Annotated in this window: 21 protein-coding genes; 14 read left to right on the top strand and 7 right to left on the bottom strand. The window is 68.0% G+C overall.

The features are described 5' to 3' along the window. Positions 1-308 precede the first annotated feature (308 nt). The 3 genes from D7Y04_RS27845 to D7Y04_RS27855 all read left to right on the top strand — a co-directional run bounded on the left by D7Y04_RS27845 (position 309) and on the right by D7Y04_RS27855 (position 5,074). Positions 309-2,021 carry a phosphatidylinositol-specific phospholipase C domain-containing protein gene (locus D7Y04_RS27845; RefSeq protein ID WP_121761229.1) on the top strand — a complete coding sequence of 571 codons (1,713 nt, stop codon included), beginning with the start codon at positions 309-311 and terminating at the stop codon, positions 2,019-2,021. An 83-nt stretch (positions 2,022-2,104) separates the two neighbouring features. Then, positions 2,105-3,325 carry a CapA family protein gene (locus D7Y04_RS27850; RefSeq protein WP_199749740.1) on the top strand — a complete coding sequence of 407 codons (1,221 nt, stop codon included), beginning with the start codon at positions 2,105-2,107 and terminating at the stop codon, positions 3,323-3,325. Positions 3,326-3,694: 369 nt separating this feature from the next. Further along, positions 3,695-5,074 carry an FAD-binding protein gene (locus tag D7Y04_RS27855; RefSeq protein WP_233601606.1) on the top strand — a complete coding sequence of 460 codons (1,380 nt, stop codon included), beginning with the start codon at positions 3,695-3,697 and terminating at the stop codon, positions 5,072-5,074. On the opposite strand, the gene D7Y04_RS27860 is transcribed toward D7Y04_RS27855, so the two are convergent. The 5 genes from D7Y04_RS27860 to D7Y04_RS45215 form a co-directional block, all read right to left on the bottom strand. Then, the gene (locus D7Y04_RS27860) at positions 5,075-5,626 is read right to left on the bottom strand and encodes a hypothetical protein (RefSeq protein ID WP_121761231.1); all 552 of its coding nucleotides are present in this window, start codon (positions 5,624-5,626) and stop codon (positions 5,075-5,077) included. It abuts the gene before it with no gap. Beyond that, positions 5,623-6,642, bottom strand: a complete 1,020-nt coding sequence (locus D7Y04_RS27865; protein ID WP_233601607.1) for a FecR domain-containing protein — start codon at positions 6,640-6,642, stop codon at positions 5,623-5,625. Before D7Y04_RS27865 ends, D7Y04_RS27860 begins: the two co-directional genes overlap by 4 nt. Continuing rightward, positions 6,629-7,189 carry an RNA polymerase sigma factor gene (locus tag D7Y04_RS27870; RefSeq protein ID WP_121761232.1) on the bottom strand — a complete coding sequence of 187 codons (561 nt, stop codon included), beginning with the start codon at positions 7,187-7,189 and terminating at the stop codon, positions 6,629-6,631. The genes D7Y04_RS27865 and D7Y04_RS27870 overlap by 14 nt, the downstream gene beginning before the upstream one ends. Positions 7,190-7,238: 49 nt before the next feature. Continuing rightward, positions 7,239-8,141 carry a hypothetical protein gene (locus D7Y04_RS27875; RefSeq protein WP_121761233.1) on the bottom strand — a complete coding sequence of 301 codons (903 nt, stop codon included), beginning with the start codon at positions 8,139-8,141 and terminating at the stop codon, positions 7,239-7,241. A gap of 157 nt (positions 8,142-8,298) precedes the next feature. Beyond that, positions 8,299-8,454, bottom strand: a complete 156-nt coding sequence (locus tag D7Y04_RS45215; protein WP_171806098.1) for a hypothetical protein — start codon at positions 8,452-8,454, stop codon at positions 8,299-8,301. Between D7Y04_RS45215 and D7Y04_RS27880 the strand changes: the two genes are divergently transcribed. The 7 genes from D7Y04_RS27880 to D7Y04_RS27910 all read left to right on the top strand — a co-directional run bounded on the left by D7Y04_RS27880 (position 8,432) and on the right by D7Y04_RS27910 (position 17,670). Further along, positions 8,432-9,997, top strand: coding sequence for a DUF1592 domain-containing protein (locus D7Y04_RS27880; protein WP_233601608.1), 1,566 nt, complete (start codon positions 8,432-8,434; stop codon positions 9,995-9,997). The genes D7Y04_RS45215 and D7Y04_RS27880 overlap by 23 nt on opposite strands. Beyond that, positions 9,994-11,601 carry a DUF1552 domain-containing protein gene (locus D7Y04_RS27885; RefSeq protein ID WP_121761234.1) on the top strand — a complete coding sequence of 536 codons (1,608 nt, stop codon included), beginning with the start codon at positions 9,994-9,996 and terminating at the stop codon, positions 11,599-11,601. Before D7Y04_RS27880 ends, D7Y04_RS27885 begins: the two co-directional genes overlap by 4 nt. 135 nt (positions 11,602-11,736) lie before the next feature. Then, entirely contained in the window at positions 11,737-12,357 is a 621-nt protein-coding gene (locus tag D7Y04_RS27890; RefSeq protein ID WP_120594565.1) for a hypothetical protein, read from the top strand. 62 nt (positions 12,358-12,419) lie between these two features. Further along, positions 12,420-14,060, top strand: coding sequence for a hypothetical protein (locus D7Y04_RS27895; RefSeq protein ID WP_120594566.1), 1,641 nt, complete (start codon positions 12,420-12,422; stop codon positions 14,058-14,060). A gap of 2 nt (positions 14,061-14,062) precedes the next feature. Then, positions 14,063-15,115 carry an alpha/beta fold hydrolase gene (locus D7Y04_RS27900; protein WP_121761235.1) on the top strand — a complete coding sequence of 351 codons (1,053 nt, stop codon included), beginning with the start codon at positions 14,063-14,065 and terminating at the stop codon, positions 15,113-15,115. 49 nt (positions 15,116-15,164) lie between these two features. Beyond that, positions 15,165-17,048, top strand: coding sequence for a PHB depolymerase family esterase (locus tag D7Y04_RS27905; RefSeq protein WP_121761236.1), 1,884 nt, complete (start codon positions 15,165-15,167; stop codon positions 17,046-17,048). 223 nt (positions 17,049-17,271) lie between these two features. After that, positions 17,272-17,670 (top strand): hypothetical protein, encoded by a 399-nt coding sequence (locus D7Y04_RS27910; RefSeq protein WP_147477202.1) that lies wholly within the window; start codon positions 17,272-17,274, stop codon positions 17,668-17,670. Positions 17,671-17,758: 88 nt separating this feature from the next. On the opposite strand, the gene D7Y04_RS27915 is transcribed toward D7Y04_RS27910, so the two are convergent. Continuing rightward, a complete protein-coding gene (locus D7Y04_RS27915; RefSeq protein WP_121761238.1) occupies positions 17,759-18,049 on the bottom strand; it encodes a hypothetical protein in 291 nt (96 codons plus the stop codon). 503 nt (positions 18,050-18,552) lie between these two features. Between D7Y04_RS27915 and D7Y04_RS27925 the strand changes: the two genes are divergently transcribed. From D7Y04_RS27925 to D7Y04_RS27940, 4 genes are all read left to right on the top strand, one after another. Beyond that, positions 18,553-19,035, top strand: coding sequence for a hypothetical protein (locus D7Y04_RS27925; RefSeq protein ID WP_121761239.1), 483 nt, complete (start codon positions 18,553-18,555; stop codon positions 19,033-19,035). A 2-nt stretch (positions 19,036-19,037) separates the two neighbouring features. Further along, positions 19,038-19,808: a hypothetical protein gene (locus tag D7Y04_RS27930; RefSeq protein WP_171806141.1), complete on the top strand. Its 771-nt coding sequence runs from the start codon at positions 19,038-19,040 to the stop codon at positions 19,806-19,808. Further along, positions 19,805-20,560: a hypothetical protein gene (locus D7Y04_RS27935; protein ID WP_171806142.1), complete on the top strand. Its 756-nt coding sequence runs from the start codon at positions 19,805-19,807 to the stop codon at positions 20,558-20,560. The genes D7Y04_RS27930 and D7Y04_RS27935 overlap by 4 nt, the downstream gene beginning before the upstream one ends. A gap of 101 nt (positions 20,561-20,661) precedes the next feature. Beyond that, positions 20,662-21,303, top strand: coding sequence for a glutathione S-transferase family protein (locus tag D7Y04_RS27940; protein WP_121761240.1), 642 nt, complete (start codon positions 20,662-20,664; stop codon positions 21,301-21,303). Positions 21,304-21,379: 76 nt separating this feature from the next. Here the strand turns inward: D7Y04_RS27940 and D7Y04_RS27945 are convergent, their stop codons facing one another. Continuing rightward, a complete protein-coding gene (locus D7Y04_RS27945; protein ID WP_121761241.1) occupies positions 21,380-21,820 on the bottom strand; it encodes a hypothetical protein in 441 nt (146 codons plus the stop codon). Between the last annotated feature and the right edge of the window lie 132 nt (positions 21,821-21,952).

Genomic DNA, 21,952 nt, shown 5'->3' on the forward strand with positions numbered 1-21,952 from the left:
GCTGCACTTCGAGGTCGCATGCCCTTCCCCATCCGCGTCCCCGTGCCCTGCATGGACGCGGACTCCACACGGCCCCGCGCGAACTGCGAGGCGCCCGGCGGCTTCGAACGCATCGGGCGAAGAGAAGGCCTGTTGAGGGTGGGGGCTGGAGCAGAGGTGCCGAGGCGCCAGGGTTTGCCGGGCTTTTTCCTTGAAGTACAAAGCCTCTTGGGGGCCCGCGTCCATTCCTGCTTAGGTCCCAGGTAACAGCGCACACTTCGCGTGTGGCTGCCTTCACCCCACGCATCCCCCTCCTCCCCCGAGGCCCCATGTCCCACCGGACGTTTCCTGCCCCCCGACTGCGCAACGCGGCGGCGATGCTCTTCCTCGCGCTTCTCGCGACCTCCCCCGCCGCCGCCCGTGGGCGCTACTACAACCACTCCGGCAGTATCGAAACGAGTCATCCCGACTGGTTGAGCTGGATGCCCGGCTCGGCGAGCCTCGCTTCCCTGTCGCTGCCGGGCACCCATGACTCCATGGCGTTCACCTCGACGGGCGGTGCCCTCACCCAGACCCAATCCCTGAGCCTGAGGGCTCAGCTGGACGCGGGGCTTCGTGCCTTGGACATCCGGTGTCGCCACATTGGCGACCGGTTCGCCATCCACCATGGCGTCGTCTACCTGAACGCCAACTTCGACGACGTGTTGACAACCACCACCCAGTTCCTGCGCGACCATCCCGGCGAAACCATTCTCATGCGGGTGAAGGAGGAACACACCCCGGACGGCAATAGCCGGAGCTTCCAACAGACCTTCGAGTGGTATCGCAGCCAGCCCGCCTACAGCCCCTATGTCTGGCGAGGCACCCATGTGCCCACGCTCGGGGAGGTGCGTGGCAAGATTGTCATCCTGGACAACTTCGGCGGTGGAGCCTACGGCGTGAACTGGGGTTCGCTGGCCCTCCAGGATGACTGGACCGTGTCCACGATCTTCGACATCGACAACAAGTGGGACAAGGTCCGGGACCACCTGGGGCGAACGAACACAGGGGCCCCTCCCACGCTGTATGTGAACTTCCTCAGTGGCTCCTCCGTGGCGGCCTTCCCCAACGTGGTGGCCGGAGGTGATGGGATGGCCATCCGGGGCGTCAATGACTACGCCATCGACCACCTGGTGGGCGGCAACGTCCAGCGCGCGGGCGTCGTGATGATGGACTTCCCGGGAGCGGGGCTGATTGACGCCATCCTGGCCCTCAACTACCGGCTGCTCCCCTCCGCCGGCCTCCTGCCAGGCGATTTCGGCACCGCCTTCCGAAACATCTCCTACACCCTGGGCGGCGACGCACAGGCCCGCTGGTATGGCATCCATGCGTTTCTCCAGAATGCCGCCCCGGGGCGCATCTGGCATGCCCTGGCGTTGAAGGGAAGCTGGGCGGGTTGGATGCACACGGATGGAAGCTACGTCCAATCCGACACCATGGATGACTACACGCACCTCGCCTTCACCTCTCGGACGGTGACGAGCGCGGTGAGCAACGGATTCCTGGGCAGCTTCGTGAACTCACAGCTCGGGGCTCTCTCGGGTGGCACGAGCGACCGCGCCCTCCAACTGCATGGTCGGGTGAGCTCACGCTTCCCCTTCCAGCTCTGGAGCGTGGTGGTGAAGAAGGCACCCGGGGGACTCAGCAACTGGGCGTACTCTGACTATGGGACGGGCTACAAGGCCACGCAGGGGGATTACACGTATGCCATCCAGGCCTACTCGGCCGCGGATGGGGTGTACCTCTACGAGCACGGCCAGTTCGAAGGCAACATCCTGCATCTCACCTCCGGCGTCGGCTTCCTGGGCGACCTGGGCTTCGATGACATCCTGTCCTCCGTCAGGATCCTCGGCCCCTATCGCGCGACCCTCTGCGAACACCCCTCGCGGACGGGCAGGTGCCTCAGCACCACCCAGAGCGTGGGCGACATCAACTCCGTCGCGGGAGGCCCCTGGAATGACCAGATCTCCTCGGCGGGCATCGACTTCGTCGGAGTCCGCTGAGCCTTCCTGGAATGAGCATCCGCGGCACCCTCATTTGGTAGAAGGCACGAGGAACGCATCCGCGCAGGATTCAGGAGTGAACCGTGGCCTCGAAGAACATCGCTCATCCCGGTGGATCCGGACTGTCAATCCTCGCGGTGGGCGATGTCTTCGTGGACCGCGACGACCCGGCGACGGCCTTCCACTCCGCCGGCGACGTCCTGCGCTCCGGTGACGTCGTCTTCGGCAACTGCGAGGGCGTCTTCAGCGACGACATCCAGCGTGCCCCCAGCGCCGGCTCGACGGTCACGGCGCCCGCGGCGAACGCCGCACCCTTGGCCAAGGCGGGCTTCAACATCATGTCATTGGCCAACAATCACAGTCTCGACGGGGGACATGCCGCGCTGCTGTCCATGCGCCGGACACTGGCCGACCTGGGCATCGCCACGGCGGGCGCGGGCGCGAATCTCGCGGAGGCCACCGCGCCCGCGTATCTCGAGCGCAATGGAACACGGCTGGCCTTTCTGGCTTTCAGCTCCGTGTTTCCCTACGGCTATGAGGCGCGCCCGGGTGTCCCCGGCCTGGCACCCTTCCGTGCACACACCCGATACACTCCCGTGGACCTGAACGCATGGAATCCAGGCATGGCCCCCGTGGTGAGCACCGAGCCGCTGGTCGAGGATCAGAAGGCGTTCATCCACAGCATCACCGAAGCACGCGCGAAGGCAGACATCGTCGTCGTCAGCTTCCACTGGGGTGACTCCACCCAGCCATTCTCTCTGACCGACCACGAACGACGGACGGCCAGGCTCGCCATCGACCACGGGGCCGACGTCGTCGTGGGCCACCATCATCACATGCTCCGCGGTGTCGAGTTTCATTCCGGAAAACCCATCTTCTACGGGCTGGGACACTATGTGTTCGACCTGCCGAACCTCGCGGCGCGCCTCGCGAAAGACGGTTACCTGGGTGTGGGACGGCCGGAAGAGATGGCGGCATGGGCCCGCAAGTTCGGCGAGTTCATGATTCGCCCGCGGGAGGGCTACCCACTGCTGCCGTTTCACCCGGACTCCAGGCTGACCGGCGCGGCGGTGATCCACATCGCGCCGTCCGGGCGCATCTCCGCCGGCTTCCTGCCCGCAGTCATCAATCCGGCCAACGAGCCGATGCACGTGTCCGCGGACAGCGACGAAGGCAGACGCGTGGTCGCCTATCTCGAACGCTGCTGTGCGACCGAACAGCTCCCTACAAGGCTGGTCGCCCCCCGGCCCGACTCCGGGCTGCCCGCCTCGTGCATCGAGTTCGTCTCGACCTCAACCGACTGAGCCGATGCGTGCTCGAGATGCGGAGGAGGGACGCTGACGGGTGCCTCCGGGTTGTGCGCCAGGCCACCTTCTTCCGAAAGCTGCGCGCCCATGGCTACGCGGCAAGCATCCACGGCACCGGGCATTTCAGCTTCAGTGACCTCGCCCACCCCACTCCTGGACGGCCCCTCGCCGGAGTTTCTCCAGGCGCGGGAGGACCGAGTGATGCACGTGGACGAGGTCGGGGCTGGACGTCCAGAGAGGGCAATTGTTGAGGGGGTGGCCTCGGGATAGAAGTCTCTGACATGGAAGGAGGAGTGAATGTCGAGTCGAACCGTCTCCCGGAGGACGTTGCTCCAAGGTGCGTTGGTGGCAGTGGCATTCAATCCCATGAGCCAGAGTTGGGCCTCCACGCTGGAGGCTGGCGCAGTCCCCCTGCCGCCACTCGATGGCGAGTTGCTGATGGACACAGCGTCGCGGACCGCCGCCGCGGAGGACTTCGGTCACATCCTCCACCGCACGCCGTGGGCGGTGCTCGTTCCCGGCTCGGTGAAGGACATTGTGGCCATGGTCCGCTTCGCGCGGCGCCAGGGCATTAAGATCGCCGCCGCTCGGGGCCTCGGTGAGAGCCACAGCACCTTCGGCCAGTCCCAGGTGACGGCGGGCATCGTCATCGACATGTCCACGCTGTCGACCATCCACGAGGTTGACGAGGACAGCGCCTGGGTGGATGCGGGCGTCCGGTGGCACGAACTGCTCCAGGCCTCGCTCCCCCGCGGCAAGAGCCCGCCGGTGCTGACCGACTACATCGAGCTGAGCATCGGTGGAACGCTGTCGGCGGGGGGCATCGGCGGACAGGCGTTTCGCTGGGGCCTCCAGGTGGACAACGTCCTGGAAATGGACGTCGTCACGGGTCGGGGTGAGCTCGTGCGGTGCTCGCGCTGGCGTGAGCGGCCCCTGTTCGACGCCGTACGCTCGGGCCTGGGCCAGTTCGGCATCATCGTGCGAGCAAGGGTACGGCTCGTCGAAGTGCAGCCCCGCGCTCGGACATACATCGCGCTGTACAACGACCTCCACCGCTTCATGGAGGACCAGCAGCGGCTCATCGAGGACGGTCGCTTCGACTACGTAGAGGGCTCCGCCGTCGCCTCCAACGGAGGTCGGGCGTACCAGCTCGAGGTGGTGAAGTACTTCACCCCGGGCTCGGAGCCGCACGATGCGAGACTGCTCGCGGGCCTGGGCTTCCAGCCAGGAACACTCCAGGTGAGCGACGGCAGCTACTTCGACTTCGCCAACCGGCTCGCGCCGCTGGTCGAGCTGCTCAAGCAACTCGGCGTCTGGGGCTTCCCCCATCCGTGGCTGGATATGTTCGTCCCCGCCCGGTCCGCCGAGTCCTTCGTCCAGGAGGTCCTCTCGCAGACCACCGAGGCCGACATGGGACAGGGGCCCATCCTCCTCTACCCATTCCGCGCCTCGGAGCTGACCACGCCCTTCCTGCGCACTCCCAACGACAGACACGTCTTCCTCTTCTCGCTGCTGCGCACCGCCATTCCACCGACGCCGGAGAACGTCGCATCCCTCCTGCAGAAGAACCGCGCCATCTTCGACCGGCTCACGGCCATCGGCGGGAAGATCTATCCCGTGGATGCCGTGCCCTTGAGCCCCGCCGACTGGCGCCGCCACTTCCATCCCTACTGGGAGCGGTTCGAGCACGCGAAGCGGTTCTACGACCCGGACCGCGTCCTCACGCCGGGACAGGGCATCTTCTGATCAAGGTGCGCCCAAGGCCTGGACGACCAGGACATCCAGTTCGATGACATCGCCTGGGGCACCTTCGGCGCCGGTCACTTCCACGGAGACCCGCTCCGTTCCGGCCGGCGCCGTCAGCTCGCGAGCGGTCCGAACCCATTCTCCAGAGAGCACAGGGCTGGAGAGTGTCTCCGCCTGCAGTTCCCGGCCGCCCGAGTCGCGCCAGCTGATCCGCATCTCGGCGACCAGTGAGCGCCCCGGCGTCCCACGTGCCCAGAAAGAAGCGCGGTGAGCCCCTGGCGATGCCGCGAACCCCGGCCAGTTGTCCAGGTGGACGCCCCAGCCGTATGGCTCGGTCACCTCCACGCGCATGCCCGCTTCGCCCTCTCTCGCGGCGGTGGGCGCTCTCACAACAGTGACCGAGAACCACGCACTCCAGGCTCCGAGCCCCGTCTCCAGGGAGGCCGTCTCGGCATCGAGCAGATTGGAGGTCGGGGAATGGTCGATGATGGCGGGCTCGCAGGCGGTCAGCACCGCTGCCAGCAACAGCTTGCTCCAGCGCCCCGGTTTCATCGCTCGCCCTCACAGGACAGCGTCCCACGGGCACGCTGGACCGCCTCCGCGTAGTGCCCACGCCGGAACTGCTGTTCGTGCCGGGCCCAGTGGGCGCAGGCGCGCTGCGCGTCCTTGAGCTGGTACGTCAGCAACGAGCCCAGCTCGAAGCTGAGGCGCTCCCGCGTCGCCACGGGCTGCTTGCGCATCGACTCCTCGAGGTACCTCGCCGCTTGCTCGAACTCGTGCCGACCGCGAAGGACCTCCAGCTCTCGCAAGACGTCCTCCGCGCTCGGAGCACGAACCGGCGTGGAGGGAGCGCGGGAGGAAGCAGCCTTCGTGCTGGGCGTCGCCAGTGGCTGGGGCCGTTCCGGCTCGGGAGGCACTGGCTCGCGAAGGGCTGGCTCGGCGGGTTCGGCCACCGGCCACTCCAACGTCTGCCCCACCCTCACGGGAACTACGCTTCCGCTGCGCCGACGGAAGGCAATGGCGCCTTCGTGCAGGGTGACCGCGCCTCCCGCCCCTCGCTCCTCCACCGTGAAGCGCGTGCCCATGACCTCGATGGCACCGCCTGACACGAGCACGACGGCAGGAGGCGCACCTGGCTGGCGGTGATCCACCGCGAACTCCGCGCGCCCACGGACGAGTCGCACCCCGGACGGCTCACGGCGAACGACGAGCGGCCCCTGGTTCCGGAGGGTGATGCCTCGGGCCACGTCCATCAGGGCGGCCTCGCCCTCTTGAATCTCCACACCCGCGGCGTCTTCCCGCACCTTCAGGTCGGCACTGGCCCGCGCGAGCTCGAGTCCCCCCAGGGAGCGTGCGGAGGGGGCGCGCATCCAGAACACCACGAGGGCCAGCGCCACGGCCGACGCGGCGAGTCCCCAGAACGCGGGGCGTTGGTGCCATGCGGGCTTCGGCTCGCGTGCGTCCCGCAACCGTGACCACAGCCGGGCCCGGACGGCAGGTGGCATCCCTTGCTCGCGGCGGAGCGGGTCTTCACGCCGGAGCTCTTCGCGGAAGTCACGGGGAGCCATCGTCCACCTTCCATCCCCAGGCCGACAGACGGCCCTGGGCGCGGCTGATCAACTTCGACACGTAGCCCTCTGACAGGGAGAGGAGCTGGGCAATCTCGCGCTGGCTCAGGTCGTCCAGGATCTTCAATGCCATCACCACCCGCTCCTGCCCCGGCAAGCGGTCCAGCGTCGCCGTGGCGCTGCGCACCGCCTCTCGCCGCACGAGGGCCGTCTCCGGCGTGAACTCCGTCTGCGCGGGTTGCACCGGAGACAAGATGTCTGCGATGCGCTGTCGAAACGTCCTTTCGCGCCGCAGGGCGGAGAACGCCACGTTCTGCGTGACGCGAAAGAGCCAGCCCCTCACATCCTCCTCGCGCAGCCAGGCCCGGTGCTCCCATGCCTTGAGGAAGACGTCATGGGTGACGTCTTCGGCCCAGCCCGAACGACCGGCCGCATACCGCAGGGCCCAGACGTAGACGTCCTCGGCGTGCTCCTCGTAGAGCGTGTCGAATGACACAGGCCGGTCAGGCAGGGCGGGCGGGGCCTTGGAGTGGAGAGCACGCGACATCCATCACCTGACGACCTACGAATGAAGCCGGAGAAACTTTCCTCGAAGGTTACTGCCCCCAGGAAAGCTGAACGCCGGTTTCGAGCCTCGCGCCTCCCCGAGACCACAGCGTCTCGCCCTCGCGCACATGCGTCACGGGCCGCAACAGCCCCAGGGCCACGCGCAACTCCGCCGCGAGACGCTCGGTGAACCGCCACCGGAGCTTCATCCTGGCCCAGCCCGCGGGAGACACCTGGGTACCACTCTGGCTCGACACCCAGGCGTCCTTGAGCCGGAAGGTGTGGAGGACGAGGCCCGCGCCTACGCCAGGTTCGAGCTGAAGGCGCTCCGCCACGGAGCGCCGATAACTGAAGAAGGCGCCACCCTGCGCCTCGAACACGGTCAGCGCCGCTTCGCGGGACACCCCGAGCCCCGCCTCCGCCTCCAGGCCGAATGACTGCAAGCCACGCCTGACGGAGAGCAGGAGGAGCGGATCAACCCCGGTTCCACGCCAGAGCGTCCCCAGCCCCAGGCTCAGGTCCAGCTCGGAGCGCCATGGGGCGGCAGCCACCTCCACGGGAGGCGCGAGCGCGGGCTCGGGCGGAGGTGGCTCCGGCTCGGGCTGCACCGCCCGCGTCATCTCGGAGAGCTTCTGTGCGACTTCCAGATGAAGCTCCGCGAGCGAACCCCGCCCTACTCGAACGCCCTGTTCGACCCGTTGCCGCGGCCCGGCGGCCTCGAGCAACAGCCCTTCGGGAGTGCGGCTAGCGCGCAGGCGAAGCTGCGCCGGACTCCGTGGAGAGACGACCGCGAAGCCCTCCTGAATCAACCGCAGGGCCACCTTTCGCTCCAGCTCCACGCCGTCCCACCGCCGATAGTCCTGTTCGGAAAGAGAGCGAAGGTCGAAGGACACCGACACCGCTGGGGCCTGGGTCAGGACGACGAGGGAGAGCGCGCAGAGCAGAGCGGTCATGCGGTGATGGCGAGAGTACCGTCGCCCGTGGCCCTCCGGGCAGGAAAGTATTTTCGGCCACGCGCGTAGCCAGGGTCATGACGCTTCCTCGCTACACGAGCATTCTGCTTCTTTGCGCTGGCGCGGTCGCCTGTGAGGGCACCATCGGGCCTGGCCCTCACACCGGCGGAGACAAACCCCCTCCGCCCGCCACGTCCGACTCCGTCCGTCCGGCGCCAGCGAAGTTCTCCTGCGACGCGAACGCCGTCCCCTCGGAGCTGCCGTTGCCCCGGCTGTCCCGGACGCAGCTGATGAACTCGCTTCGCTTCGCCATGGCCCGTGCGCTGCCGGACGAGGCCGACGCCCTCTGGACGAAGCTCACGCCCATCCTCGCCCGGTACCCCACGGATCAGCGCACTCCCGCGCCCGGTGACTTGAAGGGCGGCTTCAGCCGGCTGGACCAATCCATCCAGCAGACCCAGGTCGACGCCATGTATGACCTGGGCAAGGCCGTAGCCCAGGAGCTCACCAGCACCGACGCGCGCCGCAACGCGCTCCTGGGAAGCTGCGCGAGCGACAGCCAGACCGCCAACGACCGGGCCTGCCTGGAGACCTTCATCCGGGGATGGGGCTCTCGCGTCCTGCGCTACCCACTGCCCGCGGCGGAGGTCACCGCCTTCGTCGACATCGCCGGAGCTACCCCGGTGGACAGGGCCGCGGTGGCGGACGTCATCACCACCCTCCTGAACTCGCCCTGGTTCCTCTACCGCGTCGAGCATGGCACCACCGCTAGCCAGCCGGTGAGTCCCCTCTCCGCGTTCGAGCTGGCCTCGAAGCTGTCCTATCAATTCTGGCAAGCGCCTCCGGACGACGCGCTCTGGGCCGCGGCGACCGATGGCTCGCTCCTGACCGAGAGCGGATTCAATGCCCAGCTCGACCGGATCATGAAGAGCCCCCAGCTGCGAAGCTCGCTGGACGAATTCGTCAGCGAGTGGCTGCGGCTCGAGGAGCTGCCGTCGCTGGTGGCGCTCCGGAACGACCCGGTCTACCAGGCCTTCGTCGGAGCGCGGATGCCTACGGACGCCTCGCGCACCGCGATGTTCGAGGACGTCCAGCTCTCCGCCTGGAACACCGTCGTGTCCGGTGGCTCGGTGAGCGACTTCCTTCTCGACCGGAGGTCCTACACTGCGGACCCATTCCTGGCCGCCATCTACGGTGTCCCCGTCTGGGACGGCTCCAGTCCGGCGCCGGTCATCCCGTCCCAGAACCGCAGCGGACTTTTGACCCGCGCGGCGTTGCTGGCCACTGGGACCGCGTCGACACGTCCCATCCACAAGGGATACCTGGTGAGAAACGCCCTGCTCTGCCAGCAAGTCGGAGCCCCTCCGCCCAATGCCAGCGACCGGCCTCCCGCGCCGACGGCGAGCATGACGACGCGACAGGTGGTGACGCAGCTCACCTCCGGAGGCAGCTGCGGGGGATGCCATAACAACACCATCAATCCACCGGGCTTCGTCCTGGAAGGGTTCGATGCGCTCGGCCGGGAACGCGGCGTGGAGCGGCTGTACGACCCGCAGGGCCACGAGACCGCCACGCCCCCCGTGGACACCTTGGCGGACGTGTGGCTCTACGACTCCGAGCAGCGAGTCATCTCCAATGCCGCTGAGCTCTCGCGGATGATCGATGAAAGCCAGCTCTTCGGGTCGTGCGTCGCGCAACACTACTTCCGCTACGCGCACGCTCGCGTGGAGTCCACCTCCCGCGATGGCTGCCTGCTCTCGGAGCTGGAGGCTGTCGCGCGCAGCGGCGCGCCGATGGCCGACCTGTTGAAGACCGTCGCCAATCATCCTGAGTTCAAGCAGAGGAGCTTCCCGTGAGCAACACACCCGTCTTCCAATGGAATCGCCGCATGTTCCTGCGCGGCGCGGGCGGAGCCGTGCTGGCGTTGCCGCTGCTCCCCTCGCTCTTGAGCCCTCGCGAAGCGAAAGCCCAGGCCGCTCAGCGCCCGAAGTGCTTCGTGCATTTCCGTACGCCCCACGGCGCCATCTTTGGCGCGAACATGTGGCCGGGGGACTCGGCGCTGACGCAGTCCCTGCGCTACGCGGACCACGACGTCCGGCGGGGGGACCTGGCCGCGACGTCCAACGCGAGCGGTGATGCGGTCATCAGCCGGGTGCTGACCGCGAAGTCGTCCGTGCTCACGCCCACGCTCGTCTCGAAGATGAACATCCTGCGGGGACTCGATTTCCCCCTGTACATGGGTCACAACTTCGGCGCCGCGCTGGGCCACTACGACTTCGACAAGCAGCGCCCTGGCTCCCCCCGAGCGACCATCGACCAGGTGATGGCCTACTCACCGGCCTTCTACCCAAGCGTCGCCTCCGTCCGGAAGCGAAGCGTCGCCATCGCCGCGTCGGGCACCTCGAGCGGCATCTGGGGGTACAGCACCCCCGGGGTTCGCTCCTCCGGGGTCGCTTCGAGCTCCATCAGCGGCACCGAGAGTTCACTCGCCCTCTTTGACACCTTGCTGGCCGGAACCAGCAGCCCCGGCACCACCCGGGCCCCCGTGGTGGACAAGGTCCTCGAAAGCTACCGGCGGCTGCGCAACGGCAACGGTCGGCTCTCGGCCGAGGACAGGATGCGGTTGGATCAGCACATCGACGCGGTCGCGGAACTGCAGCGCCGGCTGGAGACCACCAGCGCCGGCTGCGAGGTACCGCCCCGCCCCACCACCGACAACCTGTCGCTGCGAAACTCAGGTTCCTTCGCGGGAGACCCCGCGAAGAACGTCGAGTACTTCCGGCTCGTCAACGAGGTGCTCGCCGTGGCGATGAACTGCGGGGTCTGCCGCATCGCCACCTTCAGCATCGACGAGAACAACCAGAACCTGACGTTCACCCTCCGCGCGCCGCAGGGGGAAGACTGGCACAACAACGTCGTTCATCCCGCGACCGTGGCCGGGGCGAACCAGGACCTGGTGGTCCAGTTCAACCAGGTCTTCTTCTCGCAAGTGTTCCTCGACCTCGTCTCCCGCTTCGAGCGGTTCTCGAACGGCGCGGGGGGAACCCTGCTGGATGATTCGCTGCTCGCGTGGGGGCAGGAGAACGGCAACACGCCCCACTTCTCCTTCTCCGTCCCGGTCGTGACCGCCGGGAGCGCGGGGGGCGCCCTCAAGACGGGCAGCTACTGCGACTACCGGAACATCACGCGCAAGGTGAGCGGCGACTCGAGCACCGGCAGCGAGGGCAACTTCCTGTGGTCGGGCCTGCTCTACAACCAGTGGCTCGGCACGGCGCTCCAGGCGATGGGCATTCCGAAATCGGAATGGAGCGAACCCGACCACCCCGGCTACGGATGGAAGGCGTCGTACCAGTCCACCTACGAGTACTTCTTCACGAACCAGGGCTTCACCTCGGCCCAGGCCTATCCGGCGTCCATGTGGCAGAAGACCGGAGAGCTGCTGCCGTTCCTCGCGCCCTGACCGACGGATGAGGCGTCCTGACGCATCAGGCCATCGTCTGTCTTTTGACAAGGCCGTCAGGCGGGTGCTACCCGTAGCTGAAACATGAATCGGGCTTCATCTCCCCCCGTGCGCCCGAACGAGGAGTCACCCCCCATGAAGAAGACGCTTTCGTCCGCGATGCTGCTGTGCGCGTTGAGCCTCACGGGTTGTGGGGATGAGGCGACGCAGGACCCCGTGGACAACGCGCCCAAGCTGGACAGCCAGTCGAACATCCTGGCCTTCCTGGAGGGCAAGACGCTGGTGATGGAGGGGGACAACATCCCCAGCCACCCGCTGTCGCTGGACGAGGACATCAACTGGGGTTCGGCCAGCCAGTGCTTCCAGAAGGTCTCCATCGGCGTGGGCGGCAACAACTTCCACGTCACCAGCACCCCCGGCACCATCCTCAACTCCACGGGCGTCGGCCAGGCCGGCAGCACGTGTGATCACGCCGCCGCGCAGAACGCGCTGGTGTTCGACTCCAAGGCGGTCACGCTCTCCAACATCACCGCGGGCGGCAGCTGCTTCGAGATCCTGGTGGACTACGGCAGCTTCAAGCAGGAAGGCCGCGTGAGCATCTCGTCGGACCTGAAGAAGATCTCCATGGAGCTCTACTTCGAGGCGAAGGCCACGGGTTGGCACTGCGCCGACGGCGCGGTGGGCGCCAAGACGGTCAGCGTCTCCGGTCAGGCCTTCACCGGCAACGCGGTGCAGGTCTACACCATCAGCGGCTAGTCGCACGGCGGACGGTGGGCGCGAACCGCCCTCACGGCAATCCATCAGGGTGAGGTGTCTATATGTCGGGAGGGTGGTTGGGCGCGGCGCGCTTGGGCGCCGTGGCGCTCGTGCTGGGGCTGGCGCTGCCGGCGGCGGGGCAGAGCCCCACGGTGCCGGGCCTCTATTACGGCGACTGGTTGGATGAGAAGGACCGCGAGGAGGACGCGAAGCCTCGCGAGTTCGTCCTCATCAACTACTTCTTCACCCGGCTGTCGGTGACCAACAGCGTGGGCGACCCCGCGGGCCTCAAGGGCGTGTCGCTGGGGCCCATCGGCTCGCTGTCCGGCAGCTCCGTCCGCGTGGAGCCTGGGCGTTCGGCGTTCTACGTGGAGCAGCGCTGGATCCCCGTGCTGGAGTACAGCCCGTCCTTCGCGGACGGGCTGGCGTCCTTCCGCGCCCAGTTCGAGGTGGACTACCTCTGGGGCCGCGCCGCCAATGCCTCGCAGCAGAACGAGGGCGGCGGCTTCAACGCGGACCAGGTCAACATCCAGACGAAGAACGTCAACGTCGCCGTCTACCCCACGCGCAACCCGGCCCGGCTCACGCTGCTCATCGGCACGCAGCCGGTCTACGACTCCATCTTCGACCCGACGCGCTCGCCGCTCAACGACATCGTCCGCACGGGTTACAAGCTGGCGTTCATTGGCAGCGACGCCACGGGCCTGTCGCTCTACAGCAACTACAAGGGGCTCTCCAAACTGAGCCTCCTGCCTCTGGGCAGCGCCCAGGCGGACAAGGCGACGCGGGACGACCCGCGCCTGAAGTTCGTCTACCTGCTCACCGCGGACTACGCCTACCCCGTGCAGCCCGGGACGAACATCGGCCTGTCCGCCTGGTACCTGCGCGATGACACGAAGGGGGACGCGTATGCCTTCGAAGGCATCGTGAAGAGCGGGCCTTCGTCCACGGGCCTCTACCCGTTCGTCGGTACCCCGCGCTTCAACATCGAGCGGCCCACGGGCAACGTCTTCTGGCTGGGCGCGAACTTCCACCACAACATCGACTTCCGCGCGGGGCGCCTCGCCGCTTCCGGATTCGTCATGTACAACGGTGGCAGCTACACGAGCGACCGCGCGGACACCACGTTCAACAAGAAGGTGGACATCTCCGGCCTGTCCGCGAACCTGGAGGTGCTCTACCAGTGGGGCCGCGGCCCGGCGGACCTGGTCACGCTGGAGGGCATGTTCACCACCGGCGACAGCAACCTGGATGACGACCGCTACACGGGCGCCTTCACGCTCAACCAGTACGGCCTGCCCGGCTCGGTGTGGTTCAACCACAAGATGCTGCTGCTGTTCCCCTTCACCAGCACCGTGAACAACTACACGGGCGCGGTGACGGACATCTCCAACCAGGGCTACGGCCTGCGCACCGGCATCGCGAGCGCGGCGTGGGACATCATCCCCAACACGCTCAACCTCAAGCTGGCCACGGGCCTGGCCAACGCGGGGGCGAGCCCGCCGCGCTGGGATCCGGCCGTGCGGCGGGGGCGGTTCATTGGCGCCGAGGTGAACGCGGAGGTGCGCTACACCATCCGCTACCTCATGACGGTGGGCCTGCACGCCGGCTACCTGTTCCGCGGCGCCTTCTATGACGGCTCCACGACGGTGAAGAACAACCCCTTCGCCGCCTTCACCACCTTCACCTGGTACGCGTTCTGACCATGAGCCCTTTCCGCGCCCTCAAGGCCCTGCTGCTCGTGGCGGGGCTGGGTTCCTCCACCGGCTGCGTGCGCTCGTACGCCAGCGCGCCGCCGCTGGCGTTCCAGGACCTGGACTACGCGTCGCCCGGGGCGAAGGAGCCCTGGCCGCTGAAGCGGGTGGCCCTGCCGGAGACGGCGGCCACCTACGGCATGGCGCGCGTGCCACAGATGGCCTACGTGGAGCTGCCCGCCGCGCCCGGCGCGCGCACCGTGGTGCTCATCCATGGCCTGGGCAGCTACCTGAAGTTCTGGAGCGCGCAGCTCGACGCGCTCCAGCGTGCGGGCTACCACGTCGTCGCGGTGGACCTGCCTGGGTATGGCAAGTCCGACAAGCCCGGCTCCTTTCCGTACACCATGGAGGCCATGGCGGACGCGGTGCGTGAGCTGACGCGGAGCCTGGGCGTCGAGCATCCCATCCTGGTGGGCCACTCCATGGGAGGGCAGACGGCGCTGTCGTACGCCATCCGCTACCCGGACGAGCCCTCGGGGGTGGTGCTGGTGTCGCCCGCGGGCTTCGAGAAGTTCTCCCAGAAGGAGAAGGACTGGTTCGCGCGGGTGATGAGCACGGAGTTCATCAAGTCCGCACCCGAGTACGGCATCCGGGGCAGCGTGCGGCAGGCCAACTTCCAGAACTGGCGGCCGGAGCTGGAGTGGCTCATCGAGGAGCGCGTGCGGCTGGCGAAGTCGCCCGAGTTCGACGCGTATGCCTATGCCAACGTTCGCTCGGTGCGGGGGCTCGCCAACGACGACTTCGTGCGCGACAACCTCCACCGCATCACCGCCCCCAGCATCATCATCTTCGGGGAAGCGGACCGCCTGATTCCCAACCCGTTCCTGCACGGTGGCTTCCCGCGGGACATCTTCGAATACGGCCACGCGCGCATCCCGGGCTCGAAGCTGGTGGGACTGGAAGGGTGTGGCCACACGGTGCAGCTCGACTGCCCGGTGCCGTTCAACGCGGCGCTGGAGGCGTTCCTCAAGAGCTTGCCGGTGGCCGAGGCACCCGAACCCTAGAAGAGCTCGGCCGCCCACCCTCCTCCCCCGTGGCGGCCAGGGAGGCACCATGCACGGTCGAGGCATTCGTCGTCTTGGGTGGTTCACGCACGTCCCCTGGTTTCGCGTCGCGGCGTTGGCCGTCGCGGCGACCGCGGGCTGTGGCCCGCTGGGAGCCGAAGCACCGGACACCGGCGTCCCCCAGGTCGAGCAGGTGGAGCAGGGGCTGACGCAGGTGACGGGCTTCGGGTCCAACCCTGGCAACCTCCAGATGTTCCGGCAGGTGCCCGCGGGTGTGCCGGCCAATGCACCGCTGGTGGTGGTGTTGCACGGGTGCACGCAGAACGCCGCGGGCATGGAGCCCGGTGGGTGGACCGCGGCGTCGAACGTCTACAAGTTCTACGTCGTCTACGCGCAGCAGCCGAGCAGCAACAACCCCACCAGCTGCTTCAACTGGTTCGAGCCGGGGGACATCGCGCGCGGCGCGGGTGAGGCGCTGTCCATCAAGCAGATGGTGGACGCCATGAAGGCCGCCTACTCCATCGACCCGGCGCGGGTGTTCGTCACGGGCTTCTCCGCGGGAGCCTTCATGGTTCCCGCCATGTTGGCCACCTACCCGGACGTCTTCGCGGCGGGCGCCATCAACTCGGGCGGTCCGTACCGGTGCGCCAACTCCATGACCGAGGGCTTCAGCTGCATGAGCCCCGGCGTCAGCAAGACGCCCGCGGCGTGGGCGGACCTCGTGCGCAACGCATACCCGGGCTACACGGGTCCCCGGCCGCGCGTCTCCATCTGGCATGGCACGAATGACTTCACGGTGAGGCCCGCCAACCTCACCGAGTCCATGAAGCAGTGGACCCAGGTGCACGGCATCGACCAGACGCCGGACACGACGGACACCGTGGGGGGCTTCCCGCACAAGGTGTACCGGGACAGCGCGGGCACGGCGCTGGTGGAGACCTATGAGCTCACCGGCATGGGTCACGCCGTCCCGGTGGATCCGCAGTACAGCTTTCCTGGGAGCAGCACCGCCTGTGGCGCGACGGGCGCGTACCAGTCAGACGTGAACCTCTGCGGCGTGTATCACCAGGCGCTCTTCTTCGGGCTCACGGAAGCCAGCACTCCGCCGGATGACACCACCGCGCCCACGGTGAACGTGACGGCGCCCGTCTCCGGCGCCACGGTGAGTGGCACCGTGACGGTGACCGCGAGCGCTTCCGACAATGTCGGCGTCACGAGGGTGGACTTCTACGTGGATGGGAACCTCGTGGGCACGGCCAGCACGGCGCCCCATGCGTTCAGCTGGAACACCACGACGGTCGCCAACGGCTCGCATGTGCTGGGGGCCCGGGCGTTCGATGCGGCGGGGAACTCCGCGCTGGACGCGGACACGTCCGTCACGGTGAGCAACAGCGGGACGACGCCGACGACGGTCAGCTTCACCAGCGTCGCGGCGGAGGATGGCTACGTGAAGGCGAACGCGGACGGGAGCGCGGCGGAGCTCGGGACGCTCACGGGCCTGGCGCTTGGACGGGGGGTGGACGGCAAGCACAACCGCTCCCTGCTGTCGTTCGACACGTCCGGCCTGCCGGACACCGCCAGCATCACCCAGGCGTTCCTGACGCTCTCCTATTCGTCCGGCTCCGGAGACCCCTGGGCCAGCCCCGCGGGCAACACGCTCGTCATCGACGTGGCCACGGGCACCTTCAACGCGGCCGCGACGGAGACGGGCGACTGGGGCGCCTCCGCGACCGCGAGCGCCGTGGCGGGCGTCGCGAAGTTCACCTCGGGCACCATCCGCTCCACGGACTTCGCGGGGGCGGGGACGTCCGCCGTCAACACGCGGGGCCGGACGCAGCTGCGCCTGCGCTTCGCCCAGAATCCCGCGGCGACGGCCTACCTCTTCGTGAAGGACGGTGCGAACGCCACGCTCACCGTCGTCTACACTCCGTAATCCACGCACGCCGCCCCGGGGGACATCCGGGGCGGCGACAGGAGAGGGATTGAACGCATCGAGGCGAAATCAGCCCGGCCGCAAGGCGACCTCGGCGCACCCGGAGGGGCTTGGGTCCTCGCTGATGCATACCGTCCGCGTCTGGCAGGTCGCTCCGGTCCATACCCGATGGACCGCCGTGCTCCCCGTCCGGGCAGGACGCGAGGAGGAGGCGCGGCGATGGGTGACCGAGGCGCTGGCGCGGAACCCGGACATGGGAGGGGGACCGCCGCGCAACGCAATCGGGTTGTTCGAGCCGGGGGCCGGCCGTCGTGGGCTGCGCTTCCACCCGAGTGACAGCGCCCCACCGCGGCTGCCTGCTGCGCTCTACATCGAGTTCATGCCGGCCGGCGCTGACATGGTGTACGCGCAGTACGAACTGGCGCATCGCATCCTCGAGAGTGCCGCGCCGCTGCTCGAGGATGCGCGCTGGTACGCAATCCTGACGCAGTGCGAGGATATACTCGACTGCTGGGAACTCGCGGCGGGTCGGCTGCGCTACGAGCGGCACCTGACGGAGGAAGAGCAGGCCCGAGAGATGCTGCAACAGCTCGAGCCATCGCTCCGGGGCCGTCTGGACTGACCGCGGAGTTCAGATGGGCTGAGGCACTCCGGCCTTGAAACCACGAGGCCCGGACGCGATGCCGGGCCTCGTGGACGTTCAAGACCGCTCAGCTCTCAGCCTGCTCCGTGCCCGGATGCTCGGCGTCGCAGACCGGCGCGGTGTCATCGGAGCGCTGGCTCTGCTCGGAGGAGACCGAAGCGCTCTCCTGCGAAGGCTGCGCGGGCTGGAAGCAGTAGCCCGCCGCGCCACAGGTGGTGAGGCGGGTCCCCAGGAAACAGGGGTCGTCGCAAATACCCTCGCAGGTATCATAGCACTGCAGCGGAAGGGCAAAGGCGGACGCGGGGGCCACGGCGAGGACAGCGGCGACGGCGAGAAGGGACTTCTTCAGCGCGTTCATCGGCACTCCTGGGTGTGGGAATGTGCCTGCGCGAAGGACAGGCACGCCTCGCAGCAGAAGCGCGTACCGGGAGACAATGACAGACGCCCTACGTCAGAACTGTTTCCGGCCTGACGCTTACACCACCCCAAGATCCATCCCAGCAAGTTCGGACTGGCAGAGCCCGGCCCCGCGCCACAGAGGCACTCGCTGCGTAGGCGGTCCGCGGTGTCGGCGTACTCGGCGCTGTCCCCTACCCACTGGACCGCGCCACAGCGCGTGCAGGTCCTCCTCGCGACGCCCTCGTCGTCGTCCTGCTCCAGGGTGAAGGTGGGTGCCCCACAGGGGCAGCGCGCTTCGTGGAACCGGGTCGCCGGGTAGCCGTTGAGCTGGCTGAACCGTCCCACCTCCAGGGTGATTTCAAAGGCTGGATTGACGCAGGAAGGCACGTCCCTGCTGCTTGCTTCAAGACCTGTCCACCGGGAGACTCCGGGATTGCCGTCCATCCCACGAGAAAGTCCTCCATGTCCCTGAAGCATGTGTTCGCGGTCGTGACCCTGCTGTCGACGTCCGCCTTCGCCGAAGAAGACCTCAAGCCCGCCCAGGAAGAAGCCAAGGCCAAGTTGGAGGAAGAGATCGAGGACGACCTGAAGGCGACCAACGACAAGTGCGGCACCAAGCTCGAGGTGAAGACCGACTTCCAGAACTTCAAGACCGACGATTGGTCGGGCACGAGCTTCAGCTCGTACTGTGAGGCGGTCATCCAGGAGATCGGGGCCATGTGTGAAAACCGCCCCGCGTACAAGAAGGTCATCGCCAAGAAGGTGACCGGCGTGGCGTGCCTGTTCGGCGGCGTGAAGCCCGTGGAGAAGAAGGACGGCTCCAACGACGCGACGCTGCGCAACATGTCGCTCGACAAGGGCGTGTTCACGTACCACATGTCCGCCAAGGGCCACGCGAACCTCGGCGACAACACCAAGGCCACGCTCGAGAAGGCGTTCAACTGAGCATGCCCCGGACCCTTGCTCCCGCGCTCATGCTGGCGGCGATCCTCGCGACGACGGCGGCGCACTCCCTGGAAGCGGTGGCGGGCAAGGTCTACCGGGGCACCGACGGCCAGAGCGTGGAGGTCGTCACGTTGGAGCCGCGCACGGCATCCGAAGTCTTGATCCGCGTGCGCGGCACCGACTCCGAAGAGGACGGCATCGCGCTGCGCGCCACCCTGAAGAAACACTCGCGCGGCGCCGACTATGTGACCCGCCACCGGGGAGGCGACTACGTCATCCTCCTCCAGCGCGACGGGCGCTATGAGGCAGTCCTGCCCGGAGTGCAGGCGTTCCCCGTCAAGTTCAACCAGGACGCGACGGACAAGGCCTCCACCGCGGAGGTGCTCACCGCGCACCAGCAGCAACTGGAGTCGGGGAGGATCGCCGCCTTCCAGAAGAAGGCCTGGCCCCACCTGGAGAAGAAATACACGGCCCGCGCGGGTGAAGCCGTCGCCGCGTTGAACAAGGCCTGCGGCACTTCCTCCACCTTCACCTTCGAATGGAAGAGCTTCAGCGACGAGGTGATGGCGGAGTTGGACGTGTGGGCCGCCTGTGCTCCGCTCGCAAGCCGCGCCCAGGCCCACTGCGCCTCGGTGAAGACCGTCACGTCGCTGGTCTGCCGCTTCGGTCCGACGCTCGGGCTGGAGCGCGGCAAAGACACGCTCACCTTCACCACCACCCCGAAGGGCGCGGCCGAAGGGCCCGCGGTCCTGGACAGGAACCTCTCCCGATGATCCGTCGACTCGTGGTGGCCGCCTGTCTCTTCGCGGCGGACGCGGTGGCCCGGGAGCCGGTGACGCTGGAGGACCTCCAGACCCTGGCCTCGCAGAAGGCCTGGGCGGAACTGCTGGAGCGCGCGGAGGACCTCCCCGCTCCCAAGCGCACCGACGCGTGGCGGGCCCTGGTCACCGACGCGGCAGCGGCCGACGTGGAGACCCTCGCCCCCAGCGACAAGGAGCCGTTCGCCGCCACACAGCGGGCGCGCGCGCTGGGCCGGCGGTATGCCTTCCTCCCCAAGGCACCGCGCTTCGCCACCGCCCGCGATCAGGGCGCGAGCAAGGACCTCCAGCGATGCCTCGAACGCGACCGGCGCGGTTGCATCGACACCTTCCTGGAGCTCACGCCGGACCTGGGGCCCGAAGCGGCGCTCCAGGCCGCGCACCTCGTGAAGCAGGGGCACTTCGCCTACGTGGCGATGCCGCTCTTCGCGTTGGCGGTGGGAGGCGGCAAGGACGTCAGCGCCTGCAAGGACGCGGCGCTCGCCGAGACGGTCATCGCGGCGCTCGGCCTTCCCAAGGAGGACCCTCGCGCGGTCCAGGCGACGAAGGTGGCCTTCGAGGGCTGCTGGTCCGCGCTGGGCCCGAAGCTCAAGGCGGCGACCGTGGGCGCTTCGTCGTACTTCCTGGCGAACACCTGCCAGCCCATGCGCGCCCGGAAGGCGCTGAGCGAGCTCCAGGACGACCTCTGCAAGGACGAGGAGCTGTAGTTCGGGACGGGAGCGGTTCCTGCCAGGGATACCTGACAGACCCTTGTCACTCCGGGTGGATAGGTCCTCCCCCTCCACCCGTGCCATCCCAGAGGTTCGTCTTGAAGCTCTACTTCCACCCCCTGTCCGGAAACTCGCGCCGCGTGCTGCTCGTGGCCGCCCACCTCGACATTCCCCTCGAGCGCATCGTGGTGGACCTCACCACCGGCAAGCAGCGCGAGACGTCGTACCTGGGCATCAACCCCAACGGGCGCGTCCCCGTCCTGGACGACGGCGGCTTCGTGCTCTGGGAGTCGCGCGCCATCATGGTGTACCTCGCCGAGAAGACCCCGGGGCAGACCCTGCTCCCGACGGACGCGCAGGGCCGCGCCGACGTGAACCGCTGGCTGTTCTGGTGCTCGGCCCACATGGCCCCGGCGAACACCGTGCTCGTCCAGGAGAACTTCGTGAAGCAGCGCACCGGCCGCGGGCCGCCGGACCCCGCCGAGGTCGCGCGCGGCGAGGCCCTCTTCGCGCAGACCGCTCCCGTGCTGGACTCGCACCTGGCGGGCAGGACATGGGTGACTCAGGAGCGCCTGACGCTCGCGGACCTCTCGCTCGCCGCGTCGTTCGCCCTCGCGGGCCCGGCGCGCCTGCCCCTCGAAGGCTACGCGAACCTCCGGGCCTGGCTGGGGCGCGTGCAGCAGTTGGAGGCGTGGCAGCGCACCGCGCCCCCCATGCCGCCGCCGGCCGCCCGGAGCTGAGCAGCCGCTCGCGGCGCTCCACCCCGCTGCGCCTCTTCATTGAAGAGGCGCACGTCCTCCAGCCCTGACGCGAACTTCAGGTCCTGGCGAGGAAGGCGTCCGCGTCACCGCCTTCGCACTTCCAATCGGAGTACACCCCGATGAGCCCGCAGGCGGTACAGAAGCACGCGATATAGAGCCAGCGGACATCCTTCGTCCCTTCGTACAACGCCACGCCCGACACGACCTGGAATGCCACCGCGCCACAGCGGCATTCGCTGCGTTGGAGGTCCGCGGTGTCGGCGTACTCGGCGCTGTCCCCTACCCACTGGACCGCGCCACAGCGCGTGCAGGTCCTCCTCGCGACGCCCTCGTCGTCGTCCTGCTCCAGAGTGAAGGTGGGTGTCCCACAAGGGCAGCGCGCTTCGTGGAACCGGGTCGCCGGGTAGCCGTTGAGCTGGCTGAACCGTCCCATCTCCAGCCGCGCGTCCTTCAGCCCCGTTCCGTACCAGTGCTTGCCCTTCTTGCGCGGCGCCATGGCTCGACCCACCGTGGGAGAAACGGGAGCCTGCCGCGTCTCCCCGTCGCTGTCAGGTCCGGCGACGCATCAGACGAATAGAAGGCCTGTTGAGGGTGGGGGCTGGTCCAGAGGTGCCGAGGCGGGACGCTG

It is taken from the genome of Corallococcus sp. AB038B (genome assembly GCF_003668955.1).
GTDB lineage: Bacteria > Myxococcota > Myxococcia > Myxococcales > Myxococcaceae > Corallococcus > Corallococcus exiguus.

Excerpts from the sequence above, each read along its gene's own strand:
- D7Y04_RS27845 (WP_121761229.1), top strand. The coding sequence starts at position 309 with ATGTCCCACCGGACGTTTCCTGCCCCCCGACTGCGCAACGCGGCGGCG.
- D7Y04_RS27855 (WP_233601606.1), top strand. The coding sequence starts at position 3,695 with ATGAGCCAGAGTTGGGCCTCCACGCTGGAGGCTGGCGCAGTCCCCCTG.
- D7Y04_RS27860 (WP_121761231.1), bottom strand. The coding sequence starts at position 5,626 with ATGAAACCGGGGCGCTGGAGCAAGCTGTTGCTGGCAGCGGTGCTGACC.
- D7Y04_RS27865 (WP_233601607.1), bottom strand. The coding sequence starts at position 6,642 with ATGGCTCCCCGTGACTTCCGCGAAGAGCTCCGGCGTGAAGACCCGCTC.
- D7Y04_RS27870 (WP_121761232.1), bottom strand. The coding sequence starts at position 7,189 with ATGTCGCGTGCTCTCCACTCCAAGGCCCCGCCCGCCCTGCCTGACCGG.
- D7Y04_RS27875 (WP_121761233.1), bottom strand. The coding sequence starts at position 8,141 with ATGACCGCTCTGCTCTGCGCGCTCTCCCTCGTCGTCCTGACCCAGGCC.
- D7Y04_RS27880 (WP_233601608.1), top strand. The coding sequence starts at position 8,432 with ATGAACTCGCTTCGCTTCGCCATGGCCCGTGCGCTGCCGGACGAGGCC.
- D7Y04_RS45215 (WP_171806098.1), bottom strand. The coding sequence starts at position 8,454 with ATGGCGAAGCGAAGCGAGTTCATCAGCTGCGTCCGGGACAGCCGGGGC.
- D7Y04_RS27890 (WP_120594565.1), top strand. The coding sequence starts at position 11,737 with ATGAAGAAGACGCTTTCGTCCGCGATGCTGCTGTGCGCGTTGAGCCTC.
- D7Y04_RS27895 (WP_120594566.1), top strand. The coding sequence starts at position 12,420 with ATGTCGGGAGGGTGGTTGGGCGCGGCGCGCTTGGGCGCCGTGGCGCTC.
- D7Y04_RS27900 (WP_121761235.1), top strand. The coding sequence starts at position 14,063 with ATGAGCCCTTTCCGCGCCCTCAAGGCCCTGCTGCTCGTGGCGGGGCTG.
- D7Y04_RS27905 (WP_121761236.1), top strand. The coding sequence starts at position 15,165 with ATGCACGGTCGAGGCATTCGTCGTCTTGGGTGGTTCACGCACGTCCCC.
- D7Y04_RS27915 (WP_121761238.1), bottom strand. The coding sequence starts at position 18,049 with ATGAACGCGCTGAAGAAGTCCCTTCTCGCCGTCGCCGCTGTCCTCGCC.
- D7Y04_RS27925 (WP_121761239.1), top strand. The coding sequence starts at position 18,553 with ATGTCCCTGAAGCATGTGTTCGCGGTCGTGACCCTGCTGTCGACGTCC.
- D7Y04_RS27930 (WP_171806141.1), top strand. The coding sequence starts at position 19,038 with ATGCCCCGGACCCTTGCTCCCGCGCTCATGCTGGCGGCGATCCTCGCG.
- D7Y04_RS27935 (WP_171806142.1), top strand. The coding sequence starts at position 19,805 with ATGATCCGTCGACTCGTGGTGGCCGCCTGTCTCTTCGCGGCGGACGCG.
- D7Y04_RS27945 (WP_121761241.1), bottom strand. The coding sequence starts at position 21,820 with ATGGCGCCGCGCAAGAAGGGCAAGCACTGGTACGGAACGGGGCTGAAG.